Annotated in this window: 15 protein-coding genes; 4 read left to right on the top strand and 11 right to left on the bottom strand. The window is 65.1% G+C overall.

What is annotated here, in order from left to right; all coding sequences use genetic code 11:
- Nucleotide 1: 1 nt before the first annotated feature.
- Nucleotides 2-2,107 (bottom strand): TonB-dependent siderophore receptor, encoded by a 2,106-nt coding sequence (locus tag AC1RRT_RS09120; RefSeq protein ID WP_493013475.1) that lies wholly within the window; start codon nucleotides 2,105-2,107, stop codon nucleotides 2-4.
- 244 nt (nucleotides 2,108-2,351) lie between these two features.
- On the opposite strand from AC1RRT_RS09120, the gene AC1RRT_RS09115 reads away from it, so the two are divergent.
- Nucleotides 2,352-3,140, top strand: coding sequence for an SDR family NAD(P)-dependent oxidoreductase (locus tag AC1RRT_RS09115; RefSeq protein ID WP_493013474.1), 789 nt, complete (start codon nucleotides 2,352-2,354; stop codon nucleotides 3,138-3,140).
- A gap of 6 nt (nucleotides 3,141-3,146) precedes the next feature.
- Here the strand turns inward: AC1RRT_RS09115 and AC1RRT_RS09110 are convergent, their stop codons facing one another.
- The 3 genes from AC1RRT_RS09110 to AC1RRT_RS09100 form a co-directional block, all read right to left on the bottom strand.
- Entirely contained in the window at nucleotides 3,147-3,992 is an 846-nt protein-coding gene (locus AC1RRT_RS09110) for an endonuclease/exonuclease/phosphatase family protein (protein ID WP_493013473.1), read from the bottom strand.
- 4 nt (nucleotides 3,993-3,996) lie between these two features.
- Nucleotides 3,997-6,240 carry a VTT domain-containing protein gene (locus AC1RRT_RS09105; RefSeq protein ID WP_493013472.1) on the bottom strand — a complete coding sequence of 748 codons (2,244 nt, stop codon included), beginning with the start codon at nucleotides 6,238-6,240 and terminating at the stop codon, nucleotides 3,997-3,999.
- Between the two features lie 144 nt (nucleotides 6,241-6,384).
- Complete coding sequence (locus AC1RRT_RS09100) at nucleotides 6,385-6,735, bottom strand: helix-turn-helix domain-containing protein (protein ID WP_493013471.1); 351 nt, start codon at nucleotides 6,733-6,735, stop codon at nucleotides 6,385-6,387.
- A 151-nt stretch (nucleotides 6,736-6,886) separates the two neighbouring features.
- On the opposite strand from AC1RRT_RS09100, the gene AC1RRT_RS09095 reads away from it, so the two are divergent.
- Complete coding sequence (locus AC1RRT_RS09095; protein ID WP_493013470.1) at nucleotides 6,887-7,648, top strand: type 2 periplasmic-binding domain-containing protein; 762 nt, start codon at nucleotides 6,887-6,889, stop codon at nucleotides 7,646-7,648.
- Here AC1RRT_RS09095 and AC1RRT_RS09090 read toward each other — a convergent pair.
- Nucleotides 7,645-8,733 (bottom strand): M14 family metallopeptidase, encoded by a 1,089-nt coding sequence (locus AC1RRT_RS09090; protein WP_493013469.1) that lies wholly within the window; start codon nucleotides 8,731-8,733, stop codon nucleotides 7,645-7,647. The genes AC1RRT_RS09095 and AC1RRT_RS09090 overlap by 4 nt on opposite strands.
- Nucleotides 8,734-8,939: 206 nt before the next feature.
- On the opposite strand from AC1RRT_RS09090, the gene AC1RRT_RS09085 reads away from it, so the two are divergent.
- The gene (locus AC1RRT_RS09085; RefSeq protein ID WP_493013468.1) at nucleotides 8,940-9,578 is read left to right on the top strand and encodes a CmcI family methyltransferase; all 639 of its coding nucleotides are present in this window, start codon (nucleotides 8,940-8,942) and stop codon (nucleotides 9,576-9,578) included.
- On the opposite strand, the gene AC1RRT_RS09080 is transcribed toward AC1RRT_RS09085, so the two are convergent.
- From AC1RRT_RS09080 to AC1RRT_RS09060, 5 genes are all read right to left on the bottom strand, one after another.
- Complete coding sequence (locus tag AC1RRT_RS09080; RefSeq protein ID WP_493013467.1) at nucleotides 9,560-10,177, bottom strand: Smr/MutS family protein; 618 nt, start codon at nucleotides 10,175-10,177, stop codon at nucleotides 9,560-9,562. The genes AC1RRT_RS09085 and AC1RRT_RS09080 overlap by 19 nt on opposite strands.
- A complete protein-coding gene (locus AC1RRT_RS09075) occupies nucleotides 10,164-10,874 on the bottom strand; it encodes a LutC/YkgG family protein (protein ID WP_493013466.1) in 711 nt (236 codons plus the stop codon). Before AC1RRT_RS09075 ends, AC1RRT_RS09080 begins: the two co-directional genes overlap by 14 nt.
- Before the next feature lies 1 nt (nucleotide 10,875).
- Nucleotides 10,876-12,324, bottom strand: a complete 1,449-nt coding sequence (locus AC1RRT_RS09070) for a LutB/LldF family L-lactate oxidation iron-sulfur protein (RefSeq protein WP_493013465.1) — start codon at nucleotides 12,322-12,324, stop codon at nucleotides 10,876-10,878.
- 10 nt (nucleotides 12,325-12,334) lie between these two features.
- Nucleotides 12,335-13,108, bottom strand: a complete 774-nt coding sequence (locus AC1RRT_RS09065) for a (Fe-S)-binding protein (RefSeq protein WP_493013464.1) — start codon at nucleotides 13,106-13,108, stop codon at nucleotides 12,335-12,337.
- 63 nt (nucleotides 13,109-13,171) lie between these two features.
- Nucleotides 13,172-13,723 (bottom strand): GNAT family N-acetyltransferase, encoded by a 552-nt coding sequence (locus tag AC1RRT_RS09060; protein ID WP_493013463.1) that lies wholly within the window; start codon nucleotides 13,721-13,723, stop codon nucleotides 13,172-13,174.
- Nucleotides 13,724-13,882: 159 nt separating this feature from the next.
- Between AC1RRT_RS09060 and AC1RRT_RS09055 the strand changes: the two genes are divergently transcribed.
- Nucleotides 13,883-14,389 carry a PAS domain-containing protein gene (locus tag AC1RRT_RS09055; protein ID WP_493013462.1) on the top strand — a complete coding sequence of 169 codons (507 nt, stop codon included), beginning with the start codon at nucleotides 13,883-13,885 and terminating at the stop codon, nucleotides 14,387-14,389.
- Nucleotide 14,390: 1 nt separating this feature from the next.
- Here AC1RRT_RS09055 and mltA read toward each other — a convergent pair whose 3' ends face one another.
- Nucleotides 14,391-15,596: a murein transglycosylase A gene (gene mltA / locus AC1RRT_RS09050; RefSeq protein ID WP_493013461.1), complete on the bottom strand. Its 1,206-nt coding sequence runs from the start codon at nucleotides 15,594-15,596 to the stop codon at nucleotides 14,391-14,393.

Genomic DNA, 15,596 nt, shown 5'->3' with positions numbered 1-15,596 from the left:
GTCAGAACTTCGCCGTGATGCCGGCCACCACGGTAAGCGGCTGGCCGGGCAGGTTTTCCAGGTTGTTGACGGTCTGCTCGATATATTCCTGGTCGGTCAGGTTGCGGCCACTGAGCGAAACGCGCACACGATCGTTCAGGTCGTAGAAGACTGTGGCGTCGAGCCGGGCATAGCCATCGACACCATAGCTGTTGGCGTTGTCGCCCGAACGCTGGCCGACATAGGTGACGCCGGCGCCAAAGCCCAGGCCGCGCAGATCGCCGGTGCGAAACTGATAGGTACTCCAGAAGCCGCCACTGAAATCCGGCGTGCCGCCGAGACGGTTGCCGACCGGGATGGTGCGGTCGCTGGTCACTTCGGCATTCAGCAGTCCGATGCCGGCGATCAGGTTCCAGCCTGGCGCCAGTTCGCCGCTGATGTCGAATTCGACGCCGCGCGAGCGCTGTTCGCCGGTTAGCACCGAGAAGCCGTTGACGCCCGACGCCGTCGCCACATTTTCCTTGGTGATCTGGAACACCGCCATGCCGACCGACAGCTTGTTCGGCACCAGATCGTATTTCGCGCCGACTTCATACTGCACGCCGGTTTCCGGCTCGGGCGGAACATCGCCGAGAATGCGGCTGGTCTGCGGGCTGAAGCTGGTGGAATAGCTGCCATAGAGCGACAGCGGCGGCACCGGCTTGTAGACCAGGCCGGCGCGCGGCGAGGTGTTGCGGCGGTCGATGAAGGTCGGGCGATTACTGGTGATCGAGGTCTGGTCCAGCATGTCGTGGCGCATGCCAAGCAGCGCTTCCCACTGTTCGTTGAATCTGACCTGATCCTGCACATACAGGCTGTTCATGAGGATGCGGGTGAGCGGGCGATTGGCCGAGGCAAAGGTGGTCGGGAAGGCGCCATGGCTCGGGTTGAACAGGTTGACGCCGGTCAGGTTGAAATTGGTCTGCGTGATGTCACGGTCGGCGTTGACGTATTCATAGCCGGTCAGCACCGTATGGCCGATGCTGCCGGTGTCGAATTTCATCACGGCTTCGCTCTGCGAGTCGAACGCCGTCATTTCCTCGAGCTGCCGCAGCGCCTGACGGTTCAGGGTGTTGCCGGTGATGCTCTGGGCATTCGCCACCAGGCGATAGGTGTCGCCCCAGGTGTAGTTGAAGAGCTGGCGCACCGTCAGCCAGTCCCTCACGTCATGCTCGGCCCGGAAGGTGGCGTTATCGACGGTGGCAACATAGCGCGACCAGTCTTCGGCATAGTAGTTGTCGATCGGCAGGGTGACGCGGTTGCCGATCGCCGGAATGCCGCGGTCGAACTGGCTGTTCTGCTGGGTATGCTCGTAGTTCAGCGCGAAGCGCGTATCCTCGCGCGGCGTCCAGTGCAGCACTGGCGCGAGATATTCGCGCGTATCGTCGTTGTCATAACGGAAGCTGCCTTCGGTCTGGTAGGCGACCGTCATACGCGCGGTCAAGGTACCCTTGGCATCCAGCGGCCCGGTGACCGTGGCTTCGCCGCGATAGAAGTCGTAACTGCCGCCCTGCAGGGTGGCGCTGCCGCCGAAGGTATCCGACGGTTTGCGGGTGACGATGTTGATGGTGCCGCCCGGTTCACCGCGACCATACAGCACCGAGGCAGGGCCCTTGAGCACCTCGACGCGCTCGGCCGAGGACAGGTCACGCGAAACCAGCGGGAAATTCAGCGCCGGACTCTGCATCACGCCATCGATCGCCATCGTCTGCGTCTGGAATCCGCGCAGGAAGAAGTTCTGGCCACGACCGCCATTGGTGCCGGCGGGCTGCACATTCGGCGCGACGAACAGCACATCGGCCAGCCGCGAAATCTGGCGATCCTCGATCACCTCGCGCGGCACGACGTTGACGGCCTGCGGCACATCCTTGATCGGGGTATCGGTCTTGGTCGCCGTCCCGGTGCGCGTGGCGCGATAGCCTTCAACCGGCCCGTCGGCGCGTTCCGGCACCGTCGCGCCCTCGACCTGGATCGAGGGCAACTGTACCGAACCGGCCTGTGTGGGTTCGGCCTGGCCGGTCGTCTGGGCGGCAGACTGGCCCGCCCAGAGTGCGGCGGACAAAAGCAGGAGCGAGCGGGAAAGGGTCATGGCGAGACTCCGCAGAGATCGGGTCTGGCTGCCCACCTTCCCCCTTGGTCGGCGCGGTCCGGCTATCACCCATCTAGAATGGCCGTCGGTAACACCGGTATGCAGAGGAAGTCAATGATAATCAGTCGCAATTTGAGGATAAATCGTTGAGTTTATGACGTTTTTATGGGCAACCGCGCACCGATCCTTGCGCGTCGGCCCGCCCCGGCGTTTGCTTGTACCCAAAGATCAGGAGGGAACGAGAATGAGCGATCTGAATGGCCGCGTGGCCCTGGTGACCGGCGGCTCAAGCGGCATTGGCGCCGCCACCGTGCTGCAGCTGGCAGCACGTGGCTGCAGCCTGGCCATCAACTTCTCCCGCAATCGTGTCGCCGCCGAGCGCATCGCCAAGGATGCGGAGACAGCCGGCGGCAAGGCGCTGCTGGTGCAGGGCAATGTGGCCGAGGATGCCGATTGCCGCCGCGTCGTCGATGAAACCGTGCAGCATTTCGGCCGGCTCGACTATCTGGTCAACAATGCCGGCACCACAAAGTTCGTGGCGCATCGCGATCTCGCCGGCCTGTCGGCGCAGGACTTCCAGGACATCTTCGCCGTCAATACCATCGGCCCGTTCCAGATGGTGCGTGCGGCTGAAGCGCATCTGCGCAGCAGCCGTGGATCCGTGGTCAACGTCTCGTCCATTGCCGGCGTCTACGGCACCGGATCGTCGCTCGCCTATGTCGCATCAAAAGCGGCGCTGAACGGCCTGACGCTCAGCCTGGCGCGCGTGCTGGGACCGGAAGTGCGGATCAATGCGGTCTGCCCCGGCTTCGTCGAGGGTGAATGGCTGCAGCAGGGCATGGGCGAGGCCGCCTACAAGGCGGCACAGGCGAACTGGCAGAGTTTCGCGCCGCTCGGCACCACCAACAAGCCTGACGACATCGCCGCCAGCATCCTGTTCTTCCTGACGGCCGCGCCCAATGTCACCGGCGAAACGCTGCTGATCGACAGCGGCATGCGGCTTGCCCAGCCGCGCATGCCGCACAAGTCATAATCAGCGTCAGCGCATGAAGGGCGGCGGCGCGATATCCGCCACCGCCGTGGCCGCCGGCAGCAACATGGCTTCTTCGGCCAGCGTCTCCGGCAGGCTGAAGGGCTGCGGACCGGGTGCGGCCTGCTCAAGCCGGATATCGGCGATCACCGGCAAATGGTCGGAGACGCGCCGGCCCAACGGATCGACCCAGCAGCTCACCAGCGCCTGGCGCGGGCGGCAATAGATCCGGTCGAGCATGAGCAGCGGATAGCGCGCGGGGAAACTGCGCAGCTTGGTGCGGCCGGGCAGGATGGTGGCGAGCGCCCGGCGCACGCCGCCATAGACGAACCAGTCGTTGAAATCGCCCAGCATGATCGTGGTGCCGCGCGCCGAGCCGGCGATGGCGGACAGGATCGCCGCCTGCTTGCGGCGCTCGCGGATGCTCAAGCCCAGATGCACCGAGGACAGATGCAGCGGCCCGGTCGGCGTGAGGATGGTCGTCTCGATGGCGCGGCGCGGCTCGCGTCTGGAAACCGAGAGATCATGCACGGCGGTTTCGGTCATTGGCCAGCGGCTGATCAGTACATGACCGTAATACCCATCCGGCGCCACGATGGTCTTGGCCTCGGCGGCATGGCTGCCCAACGCCTGCGCCAGATACTGGAATGGCGAGGTCTCGCCGCGGCCGCGCGAGTCCAGTTCCTGCAGGGCGACGATGTCAGGCTGGTGCCGGCGCACCAGCGCCACGATGCGCGGCAGATCGTAGCGTCCGTCCGGGCCGATACCCGCATGAACATTCCAGGTCAGGACCCGCACGACAGGCAATGCGGGCGGCCGTTCATGCGGATGGCCGGGCAGGCGGTCGACGATCAAAGGCTCACGACTCCCCGAACTTGTCCCGCAGCCGCGCGACGATCAGCTGCAGGCCATAGGACAGGCCCGCCCAGACCAAGAGGAACCCGGCGATCAGCGCCAGATCGATCAGCGAGGGATGCGTCATCATGTCGAGCAGGCGACCGCCCAGCACCGACATGATGATAATGCCGGGCGCCAGGCCGAGCAGTGTGCCGATGGCGTAGTCGGTGAGACGGATTCTGGTCGCGCCGGCCACCAGATTGACCAGCATGAAGGGCGCCGTCGGCATCACCCGCATGGTGGTGACCGCCAGGATGCCGTTGCTTTTCACCTTGCGCGCGACCCGGTTGATGCGCGGACCCATCACGCGGCGCAGGATATCCGCGCCGAGCCAGCGCCCGGCGCCATAGGTGGCCATGGCGCTGCTCATCGAGCCGGTCAGCGCGACGCTCAGGCCCTCCCAGGTCCCGAATGTAATGGCGGTGGCGGCGATCAACAGCGTGACCGGGAAAGCGATGAATCCCGCCAGCACATAGATGGCGACCACGATGGGGAAGGACAGCGGGCTGGCGGCGATGGCGCGGAAGGCGGCCGCGAGCTTCGACGGCGACGCCCATTCCGACAGCGGCGTGTAGCGCCAGGCCAGCACCAGCGCCACCACGGCCAGGATGGTGCAGCCAATCAGCAGCATGGCCGAGACGCGGCGCTGGCTCGGCGGTTCGTTACTGGGATCTGGCAGGTAGAAATCGGCGCTCAAGGGCCGGATCGGATCGGCCACCGCCTCGATCTGCGCGGTGAGGTCAAGGCCTTTCAGGGCGCCATCCACAATCGGGCAGAGCAGATGCTCGGAGTCCCGTTCGGCCAGCGCGTCCAGCGTGGCGAACAACGAGTTCGTCTCCTGCATCAGGGCGGCGACGTCGGCGGGCGAAGCACCGCAATGTTCGGCAATCAGGCGATCACGCGCCGCCGCGATCGCGGCGCGGTCGGCCGGATCGGCGGCCACGATCACCAGGTCGCATTCGGTGTCAACGGCGATCGAGCGGTTGCACAGGTTGGCCGAACCGATGCGCAGATGGCGGTCGTCGACGATCATTACCTTGGAATGCACCATGACCTCGGCGCGGCGGTCGTCGGGATCGCCGCCCTCCATGCGCAGGCAGGGATAGACGAACCGCACGCGGTCTTTCAGACCGGCCTGCTCGACCAGTCGCATGAAGCGGATGCGGCCGGCCAGCATGCCCTGTTGCTCGAGCCAGGTGTGATGCGTCTTCGGCGCCACGATCACGGCTTCCAGTGCCGGCTGTTCCCGCAGGCGCTCGACCAGCTTCCCGGCCAGTGCGGTGCAGGTGAGGAACTGGTTCTCGATATACAGATGGCGCTCGGCCGAGGCGATCATGTCATGGAACAGCGCCTCCACCTCGCGCACCTCCGGCTCGGGGCCGTAATGCGGCTCGGTGCGGGCGATGCCGACGGCGACCGAACGGAAGTCCGGCGCGCGGTCCGTGGGCCAGGGATCGCTGCCGGCCGGGGCCGGCGGCAGCAGTTCATGGGTGACACGGTGCCAGCGGTTGCGCACCAGCTGGCCGAGCGCGGCGGCGGCTGGGCCGTCGACCAGCATCTGCACGTCATGGAAAGGCGTGTAGGGTTTGCCGGCCGGATCGACACGCAGCGGATTGTCGAGCAGGTGCTCGCTGGTATCCCAGCGGCGGATGGTGATGTCGAGGCCGCCGGAGAAAGCCACGGCGTCGTCGATCACCACGATCTTCTGGTGATGCGAGGCGCCAATCGGCAGTACGTCGTCCAGGCAGAGCTCGATCTGGCGCGGCGTGTTCCACTGCAGCGCCAGCGCCGGCATGAGTTCGCGTTCCAGCGAATAGACGGCGGAGTAATAGTCCCAGAGCAGCAGCTTGATATGAAGCTGCGGCCGACGGCGCACCAGTTCGGTGAGAAATGCGCCGAAGGCAACGGGCAGGTCGTCGCCGGTCTCGCCATCAGGCCCGACCAGCGGCGTGCGGCTGTCGATATCCCAGCCGGTGATAATGACGGAATGGCGCGCATTGCGGAGCGCCTGGCGCAGCACGCCGAAATACTCGGCCGCATCGACCAGCATACAGGCGCGCGCGGCGCGTTCGGCGCGCCAGACATTGCGGCCCGGTTCCAGCAGATCGCCCGCATAAACGGGCGCCGGGCTGCCGGGACGTACATCCCTGGCCCCATACCCGGCAATCACTTCAAGATGGTCACGTAATATCCGGGCGGCCTGCACTGCAGCCTCCTGAGCGAGCGGTTATCAAATGAACGCCGCAGGGGAGATTTGGTGCCCGCCGGTGTGCGGCCTGGTTCGGACGATTTTGGGGCAGGATTTCGCGCTTTGTCGCGCCAATCTCACAGGCGGAGCGGTCGCCCCGCGTCAGCCGCGCAGCAACTTGAGCATCTGCTCCAAGCGCGCGTCATCCAGATTGCCGATGCGGCGGCCAAGTTCATTGGCGAGCAGCGTTGCCTTGGGCGTGAGGCCGGCGGTGTCGATGGTGATGCGTGGATGCGACAGCTTGGCCAGTTCGGCCAGGTCTTCGGCATCGTCCCAGATGATGTTGAGATAGCCGCAGATGCGTTGCAACAACAGCCAGGACGGGCGACCGCGATGGCCGTGCTCCAGCGCCGAGAGGTAGGCCGAGGACACGCCGATATCGGCCGCCATCTGCTTCAGCGCGATGCCGCGCGCCTGGCGCAGGGCGCGGATGCGGGCGCCGAAGGGGGTCATGGCCAAGCCTTCAGGGGACAGACCGTCATGGGGGTGCGGGGGATAGGCTCGCATTGCCGGAACATGGCGGGCATCCTAATATTCCCCCGTGCGGTTACGCCAGATATTCATCCTTCGGGTTCTCATCCTGCTGACGACAGGCCTGTTCGCCATGCCGCTGCAGGCCCAGACCATCATCGTCACCGGTTTCCGCCCGACGGCGCCCTATGTGCTGCAGAATCCCGATGGCAGCCTGACCGGACTGGAATACGACCTGGTGATGGCGGCGGCGCAGGCCGGCGGCTTGGCGCTGAAAGCCGAGCTGGCGCCGTTTGGCCGGCTGCCCGAGGATTTCCGGCGCGGCGGCCTTGGCGCGATCGCACCGGCCAGCGCCGCCATGGGCCTGCCCGGCTGCCTGAGCGACACGGTGCTGATCTATCACAACATAGCCTTCTCGCTGGCGCAGCGCGGCCTGAGCATCACGCAGGTCCCCGACCTCGCCTATTACGATGTCATCGCCTTCCAGAATGCGCAGGTGCTGCTCGGCTCCGAGATGACCGCCGTGCAGCAGGGCAATGCGAAATACCGCGAGGTGGCCAACCAGATGCTGCAGGTGCGGGCGCTGTTTTCCGGCCGCACCGATGTGGTGATCATGGAGCGGCGCATCTTCCGCCATCTGATGCGCAGCAGCGAGGTCGGCATCGACACCAGCATGCCAGTCGCCGAGCACAACCTCTTCGCGCCGGTGCCCTATGCGGTGGCCTTCCACATCCCTGAACAATGCGCCGCCTTCAATCGCGGCCTGGCGGCACTGAAGCGCAGCGGCAGCTACGACGCCATCGTCAACCGTTGGGACGGCCCGCTGCAGGCGCGCAGCGGCGGGTTGCCGGGATATCTACCTGGCCGCGTACGCCCGACGGGTCAGCCGGGTTAGGCAGCCGCCAGGCCCGCCAGTGCCTGCTTCTGGATTTCGACGGCGCGCGGATAGCACAGGCCGCGCCATTCGTCATTATCGGGATAGAAAGCGGCGCGGATCTGCGCCTTGATCTGCTTGCCCTGGGCCGAGAAGACATCGCCGCGCAGATGCAGCCAGTTGTCGGCCACCACCGATAGCCGCACCTCTTCCGAACTCAGCGTGCCGACCTCGATGGCGCTGGCCACCACGACGGCCTGGCTGGCGAACCGCGCGATGCCCATGCGCAGGTTGCCCTCGATCACCGGCGAGTCCGACTGGCCCATCGCCGGCGAGGTGACGGCATCGCCGAACCACAGCCGCGCCAGTTTCAGCGATTCAGACTCCGGCGCATGGCGGCAGATCATTTCCGAATAGCCGAACGGGCCAAGCCCGGTGTGATAGTCGAGCACGCAGATGCGCTGCGCCTTGCTCAGATAGGCCGCCACGATGCCCTTGATGGTCTTGTGCGACCAGCAGGCCTGCACGCCGCCGTAGAAGATGCCATCGGCATGGCTGTGCTGGCCGCCAACAATGGCGGCGGTCGCCGCCTTCGCGCCGACACGGGCATAGTATTCTGCAATCTTTTTCTGGATATCCGCGGCAACGGCATCGCTCCACTGCGCCGGCACCAACCAGGCATGCACCTCGGCATAGGCCGGGTTGGCCGGCGGCTTGGTCTTGTCGAAATCGATGAAGTTCCGGTTGATGTCCATGTTGTCTTCATTGACGCGACGACCCCAGGAGAAGCCGTAGGGGTTGCTGCCATGGATGCTGAGCATCGCCGTATTGGGCGGCAACTTGGCGACATGGCCTTCGCTCAACCAGCCGACCTGGCAACCAGAACCATAATAGCCTTCGATGCCATGCGTGCCCGACACCGTGACCAGCACGGCCTTGGCATCGCGCGGGCCGACCCAGGCGATGTCGGTGAACAGGTCTTCGCCGGCAATGCCCTTCAACGGATGGGCGAAGCTTTCGATCTCGGCTTTCGCGGCCTTGGCGGCCGCGAGGAATTTCTGGCGGGCGGTGGCGTAATCGGGCGAGAAATGCTGATGGATGCTCATTGCTGCGATCTTCTGGGGCTGGTCGTGAAAGGGATCGGCAATTCTCCGCCGCGCCCCTGCCGATGACAAGCATGATGCCGGTGATTTAACTAGGCGGTTATGTCACTGGTCCCATTGGTCCTCGTACTGGGATGGCAGAAAGGATTTGGTTACCCGCGCCAGCGTAGAACAATTCCCAAAGATCAGCCGGGCGACAGGAGATTACCGTGAAGGACCCGACAGCAATCGCCTACCTGAAATGGTTCCATGACGCCAATGTCTGGAAGCAGATGCACTACAAAGGCATCCGCACGCTGAAGCTGCCCAGCGACATGTGGAACTACCAGGAGATCATCCACGAGCGCAACATCCGCTATGTGGTGGAAACCGGGACGCGCCATGGCGGCTCGGCCCTGTTCTTTGCCGATCATGTCGCGCAGCGCGATGGCCTGGTGATCAGCTTCGACAAGGAGCCGACCCTGATCGAGGTGCATGACCATCCGCGCATCCGCTATGTCAGCGGCAACTCCGCCTCTGCCGAAGCCATCGCGGCACTGCAGACCCATCTGCCGGCCGACCGCAAGCCGGGCGAAACCTTTTTCATTTTCGATTCAGACCATGCGGCGCTGCATGTCTTCAGCGAGCTGGAGCATTTCCATCGCATGTTCCTGCCCGGCGACACGGTGATCGTCGAGGATACCGCCGTGAACGGCCATCCGGTGCGGCCCGACCATGGCCCCGGGCCGATGGAGGCGATCGAGGATTTCCTGAAATACTATCCGGGCATCCTGGAGCACGACCCCGAACGCGAGCTGAAATTCGGCGCAACGCTGGCGCCCAGGGGCTATTACCGCGTGCGCGGCTGATCCTCGCGCTGCCGGCGCAGCAGCACGTAGAAAGCGCCGGCGCCGCCCATTTCCTGCCGCGCCGGCGTGATGCCCAGGATCTGCTCGCGCCAGGGCCCGCGCTTCAGGTAGTCAGGCAACCAGCTCCGCAGCACGCCACGGCCCTGCTGCAAAGTCTCACCCTCACCGCGCGGCGTTCCCTTGCCGGTGATCACCAGCAGACAGCGCTTGTTCTGCGCGATGCTGTCGCGGATCAGCTTGCTCATGGCGCGTTCGGCATTGGCCAGCGTCAGACCATGCAGGTCGAGCCTGCCTTCGATGGGCAGCTCGCCGCGCTGGAAGCGCTGCTTCAGCCGCTTGTCCATCTGCGGGGCCGGTTTCCCGGAATGCTTGCCCAATGGAGCATGGGCGGGCAGGGGCGTCTTCTGTTTGGTCTCGGCCTTGGCATAGGCGGCCGCGCCCACGCCTTCGGGCCGGTAGATTTTCGGCATCGGCGCCAGTGGCGCGGGCACGACATTCACCGCCTTTTTCAGCGGGCGCGCCGATTGCGCCACCTGCTGCCAGGCGTCGTGATCCGGAACCAGGGGCGCCGGCTTTATGGAAGCCTTACGGGGTGCCATCCGCGATCAGTACGATATGAAGCCGCCGCGGTCCATGGGCGCCGAGCACCGGCACGCCTTCGATATCGGCGGTGCGCGACGGCCCGGTGACGAAATTCACCGTGCGCGGCCAGTTGTCCGCCCAGTCTTTATCGGAAGATTGGCCGAGCTTGTCGCGCAGGCGCTCGAACACCTCTTCCAGTGTGCCGGTGATCTGGCTTTCCTTCAGCACCACCACATGATGATCCGGCACGAAATGCAGCGTGGTCGGGGTGGTCGATGACGAATGCAGCATCAGGGTGCCAGTCTCGGCAATGGCGGCAAAGGCCGGCGTTACGCTGACCAGGTCCTGGCTGCGGCCGCCGCCGTAATCCACCTGCAGCATCGGCCGCTCGCCCCAGGGCAGATTCTGCAGCAGCGGGTCGGGCGAAACACGCAGGGTTGTCGGCAGGTTATGCTGCGCCAGGTAATCGGCGATCTTGCCCGGCACGTCCTTCTCGGACGCCACGCTGTCGACCGTGACGGTCAGCGCCTGCACTTTCGCGGTGAACAGCGCCACCTGCTCGGCATGCGGAATCTGCGCGCGCTTGGGCATCAGGTTGCGCGGATGACTCTTGATGCGGTCGAGCACGGCGGCGCGGCGGCCGGGATCGTTCACCGTATCCTTCAGGCCGGCACGCAGGGTAGAGAAGATGCGGTCGCGGGAGCTGCTGCTCATGTCAGGCGCTCCGCTTCTGCTTTTTATACTGCGCCATGAAGGTCTCGGACGATTGCGGCGCCGGCAGGTCGCGCCCGTCGGTCCAGCCCGTGGCCAGTGGCATCGACGCGAAGCGCCCCCCCTTGCGCTGGCCCAGCATGTTCAGCGCGGCAATCGCGATCCGCGTGCCAAGGCGGTAGAGCCAGGGCGTACGGGCGGCAAAGGCCCAGAGCTCGACGCCCCAGCGCTGCAGCGGCGGCGTGATCTGCTTTTCATGCGCCTGTTCGCGCCAGTAGCGCATGATGTCAGGCAGCGGAATGCGCATCGGGCAGACTTCCTCGCATTTGCCGCAAAAGGTGGAGGCGTTGGGCAGATGCCGCGCTGTCTCCAGGCCGATCATATGCGGGTCGAGGGCCGCACCAATGGGACCAGGATAGACCCAGCCATAGGCATGGCCACCAACCGAATGGTAGACCGGACAGTTGTTCATGCAGGCGCCGCAGCGGATGCAGCGCATCAGCGGCTCAAGCTCGGTGCCCAGCATTTCGCTGCGGCCGTTATCGACCAGCACGACATGGAATTCTTCCGGCCCGTCGATGTCTTCGGGCCGTTTCGGGCCACAAGAGAGTGTCGTGTAGCAGCTCATCTCCTGCCCCGTCGCCGAGCGCGCGAGAATACGGAGAATGGTGGAGAGGTCTTCCAGAGTGGGGATGACCTTCTCGATGCTGCTGACCGCGATATGCATCTTGGGCAGCGACTGCGTGAGGTCGCCGTTGCCCTCGTTGGTGACGATCACGGTGGCACCGGTTTCGGCGATCAGGAAATTCGCGCCGGTGATGCCGACATCGGCCTTGAAGTAGGTGTCGCGCAGCACACTGCGCGCTTCTGTCACAAGGACCTGAGGCTCCGTCGACCGCGTGCCGGCCTTTTTTCCGTTCAGCTCGTAATCGGGATGATGATCCTCGAACAGTTCGGCGATCTGCTCGCGCGTCTTGTGCAGGGCCGGGCCGATGATGTGGCTGGGCGGCTCATGCGCAAGCTGGATGATGTATTCGCCCAGATCGGTCTCCACCGGCGTGATGCCGTGTTCGACCAGAAAATCGTTCAGGCCGATTTCCTCGGTCACCATCGACTTGCCCTTGGTGACCAGCTTGGCGTCGCGCGAGCGGCAGAGCGCCAGGATGGTCTCGCGCGCCTCGCGCGGCGTGCGGCACCAGTGCAGCTTGCCGCCGCGCGCCGTCAGTTGTTGCTCAAAGCGCTCGAGATAGAGATCAATATGGCGCAAAACGTGGTTGCGGATCTTCACGCCTTCGTCGCGCAGGGCCTCGAATTCCGGCAACTCGCGCGCGGTTTCGACGCGGCGGCTCGCCATCGGCCCGCTGATGATGCCCATGGCCTTGCGCAGGTTGGGGTCGCGCAGGGCCTTGGCGGCATTGTTTTCAAAATTCTGCGAGGTGATTTCCATGCTCATGGGGCAGGCCTCACTTGCTCTCGCCAATGGCAGGCGTGTCGGTCATGCCAGCCAGCACCTCGGCCACATGGCGCACCTGCATGCTGCTGCCCTCGCGCTTCAGCTTGCCCGCCATGTTGAGCAGGCAGCCCATGTCGCCGGCCAGCAGCATATCGGCGCCGGTCGCCTTGATGTCAGTGGTCTTGCGTTCGACGATGTCGGTCGAGACCTCGCCATATTTTACACAGAAGGTGCCGCCGAAGCCGCAGCAGGTTTCCGGCGTCTGCATTTCCACCAGCTCGACGCCGTCGACGCTGTTCAGAAGGCTGCGCGGCTGCGCCTTCACGCCAAGCTCGCGCAGACCCGAACAGGAATCGTGATAGGTGACCTTGGCATTCAGCGTCGCTGCGACCGGATCGGTCTTCAGCACATCGACCAGAAAACTGGTGAGCTCGAACATGCGCGCTGAAAGATCCTCGGCGCGGCGCTGCCAGTCAGGCTCAGCGGCGAACAGTGCCGGATAGTGGTCCTTGATCATGCCACTGCAGGAGCCGCTGGGCGCAACGACATAATCGTAATCTTCGAACGCCTCGATCACCTGGCGCGCGATTGCCACCGTGTCCTTGCGGTCGCCCGAGTTATAAGCCGGCTGGCCGCAGCAGACCTGGGCTTCGGGCACATCCACCACGCAGCCGGCATCCTCCAGCAGCTTGATGGTGGCGAAACCGACGCTGGGCCGGAACAGGTCGACCAGGCAGGTCACAAAGAGGGCGACGCGGGGCTTGGTATCAATGGTGGAGGACATATGGGCTGGTCTCCGGGGTAAGCGACTGCAATCATTACCGGCTGCAGCAGTGGGGCAAAAGCCTTAATCCGGCTTGACCTGCGCATTGGGGAGGATGCTGTCGCCGGGGCCGAGTGGACGCTGCATGAACACGCTGTCGACCCAGCGGCCATGCTTGAAGCCGATCGAGGGCAGAGTGCCGACGACGCGGAAGCCCAGCGCCGCATGCAATCCAATCGAACCCAGATTCTGCGTGTCGCCGATCACCGCCACCATCTGGCGATAGCCCAGTGCGCTGCACCGCGCGATCAGGTTTTCCAGCAGCGCGCGGCCGATGCCTTTGCGCGGCGCGTCGGGCGACACATAGATCGAGTCCTCTGCCGAGAAGCGATAGGCGATGCGCGGCCGGTAGTTGCTGGCATAGGCATAACCGACCACGCGGCCGTCCAGCTCCGCCACCAGATAGGGAAAATCCTTGGCCAGGATGTCGGCGCGGCGGCGTGCCATCTCGGTCACGTCAGGCGGCACTTCCTCGAAACTGCCGAAACCATGCAGCACGTGGTGAGCATAGATTCCGGCGATGGCCGAAAGGTCGCGGTCTTCGGAAGGACGGATGATCAGGGGCTGGGCGGACATGCGAAGCCTGCAAAAGGTCAACACGGCTGTCCGAGTATGACACAACGGCCCCGGGCCGCGACAGCGTGACGGGCCGGTAGGAGCAGAATTCCTTGGCCCCGCCAGAGGGTTACCGGATTTATGCTTGTTCAGCCCCGGACCGCGCACCACAGTCACGGCATGACGGACGAGGCAGCCCCCGCGCAGGCCAATGCGGCTTTTGACCTCCGCGCCACCGGCGCGGCGGATCGCAGCATGCCGCAATCGCCGGTGCTGCAGAAGCTGCTGGCCTATTGGCGCTCGAAATGCCGCGACGACCGGCTGCCGGGCCGCGTCGATATCGATCCGCTCGATCTGCGCGACCTGCTGCCTTTCATCTATCTGATCGATGTGCTGCCGGAGAACCGTTTCCGCATCCGTCTGCTGGGCGAGGAGCATGTCGCCGTTTATGGCCACGGCCTGGTCGGCCGCACCATCGACGAGGTGTTCAAACCCGAGGCAGCGGCGGAATTCAATCGCCTGTATTCAGCGGTGGTGCGGCGGCGCGAGCCGGTGCTCAATCGCGGCCAGGTGACCTGGCTGCCGCACCGCGCCTGGATTCACTATGAAGGCCTGCATGCACCGCTGGCCTCTGACGGCGTCACCATCGACACCATCTTCGGCGCCGGCGATTTCGCCGGATCATGACTTAAGATGTGGCGGCGATTTTAGCCGCCACGGATTTCGGCAGCAGCAGCCAGAAACGGCCCGGATGCTTCATGCGGCCGGCTACGCTTTCGGCCCGCGCGCCCGCGCCCCAGAACACATCGCCGCGCACCGCGCCGCGGATCGCGCCGCCGGTATCCTGCGCCACCATCAGGCGCTGCAGCGGCACGTCTCCGCTGCCAGTCTCTACCGGCTGTTTCGCATCGAGCCACAACGGCAGGCCCAGCGCATGATGGCTGCGGTCGACGGCCAGGCTGCGGCCCGGCACCAGCGCCACGCCCTGGGCGCCCGGCGGGCCGTCGAGATCATCCTTGGGCGGCGGCAATTCGCGGAAGAACACGTAGGAGGGATTCTGCCGCAGCAGTTCGGGCGCGGCCTGCGGATTGGCGCGCAGCCAGCCGCGGATCGCCTGCATCGAGACATCCTCGCGCGGCAGCGTGCCGCGATCGATCATCACCCGGCCGATGGCCACATAGGGATGGCCGTTCTGCGCGGCGAAGCCGACGCGGGTTTTGGCGCCGGTATCGAGCTGCACCAGGCCTGAGCCCTGCACCTGCAGGAAGAAGGCGTCAGAGGCATCGTCGAGCCAGACCATTTCCAGATTCTTGTTGGCCAGCGCGCCGGCATCGATGGCGCCGCGATCCTCGTAGGGGCGCAGGCGGCCGTCACGCACACGGCCGGCAATGCGCTGGCCCTTCAGGCTGTCGCGGAATTCGCCCAGATCGACCTGCACCAGATCGGGCGGCTGGCGATAAAGGGGTACAGTATAGATACCTTGCTGGGTGCGGCTGCCGCGCACCAACGGTTCATAATAGCCGGTGAACAGCCCTTCGGGCTTGCCGTCGCCGATCACCAGCACCGGCTGCAGCTCGGCTTCGATCAGGCGGCGCAGGCCCGGATCGTCGCCCTGCGGCAGGGCGGCAAGGGCGGCGCAGAATGGCTGCCAGTCATTGCCGGTGCCGTAACGGTCGTAATTGTCGAGCGCGCGCGTACCGCGCGGCACCATGCGGGCGCAGCTGCGGCTGAGCGCCGGCAAGGCGTCGGAAATGCGGTCGGCGCCGTAGCCGGGCAGATCGTTGAAGCTGGCGGCCTGGAAGGTGAGCGCCGGCGGCTTCTGCGGTTCGGGCGGCGCTTTCGGCCCGCAGGCGGCAAGCGCGGCGACAGCCAGAAGCGCGAGGAAACGCAACAC

The sequence above is a fragment of the Ferrovibrio sp. GW821-FHT12B10 genome (assembly GCF_058807515.1).
This window is presented reverse-complemented; position numbering and strand designations above follow the sequence as displayed.

What these genes read in the sequence shown, in the direction of transcription:
- AC1RRT_RS09055 (WP_493013462.1), top strand. Translation starts at nt 13,883, where the DNA reads ATGACGGACGAGGCAGCCCCCGCGCAGGCCAATGCGGCTTTTGACCTC.
- AC1RRT_RS09115 (WP_493013474.1), top strand. Translation starts at nt 2,352, where the DNA reads ATGAGCGATCTGAATGGCCGCGTGGCCCTGGTGACCGGCGGCTCAAGC.
- AC1RRT_RS09080 (WP_493013467.1), bottom strand. Translation starts at nt 10,177, where the DNA reads ATGGCACCCCGTAAGGCTTCCATAAAGCCGGCGCCCCTGGTTCCGGAT.
- AC1RRT_RS09095 (WP_493013470.1), top strand. Translation starts at nt 6,887, where the DNA reads ATGCCGCTGCAGGCCCAGACCATCATCGTCACCGGTTTCCGCCCGACG.
- AC1RRT_RS09070 (WP_493013465.1), bottom strand. Translation starts at nt 12,324, where the DNA reads ATGAGCATGGAAATCACCTCGCAGAATTTTGAAAACAATGCCGCCAAG.
- AC1RRT_RS09065 (WP_493013464.1), bottom strand. Translation starts at nt 13,108, where the DNA reads ATGTCCTCCACCATTGATACCAAGCCCCGCGTCGCCCTCTTTGTGACC.
- AC1RRT_RS09100 (WP_493013471.1), bottom strand. Translation starts at nt 6,735, where the DNA reads ATGACCCCCTTCGGCGCCCGCATCCGCGCCCTGCGCCAGGCGCGCGGC.
- AC1RRT_RS09090 (WP_493013469.1), bottom strand. Translation starts at nt 8,733, where the DNA reads ATGAGCATCCATCAGCATTTCTCGCCCGATTACGCCACCGCCCGCCAG.
- AC1RRT_RS09120 (WP_493013475.1), bottom strand. Translation starts at nt 2,107, where the DNA reads ATGACCCTTTCCCGCTCGCTCCTGCTTTTGTCCGCCGCACTCTGGGCG.
- AC1RRT_RS09075 (WP_493013466.1), bottom strand. Translation starts at nt 10,874, where the DNA reads ATGAGCAGCAGCTCCCGCGACCGCATCTTCTCTACCCTGCGTGCCGGC.
- AC1RRT_RS09060 (WP_493013463.1), bottom strand. Translation starts at nt 13,723, where the DNA reads ATGTCCGCCCAGCCCCTGATCATCCGTCCTTCCGAAGACCGCGACCTT.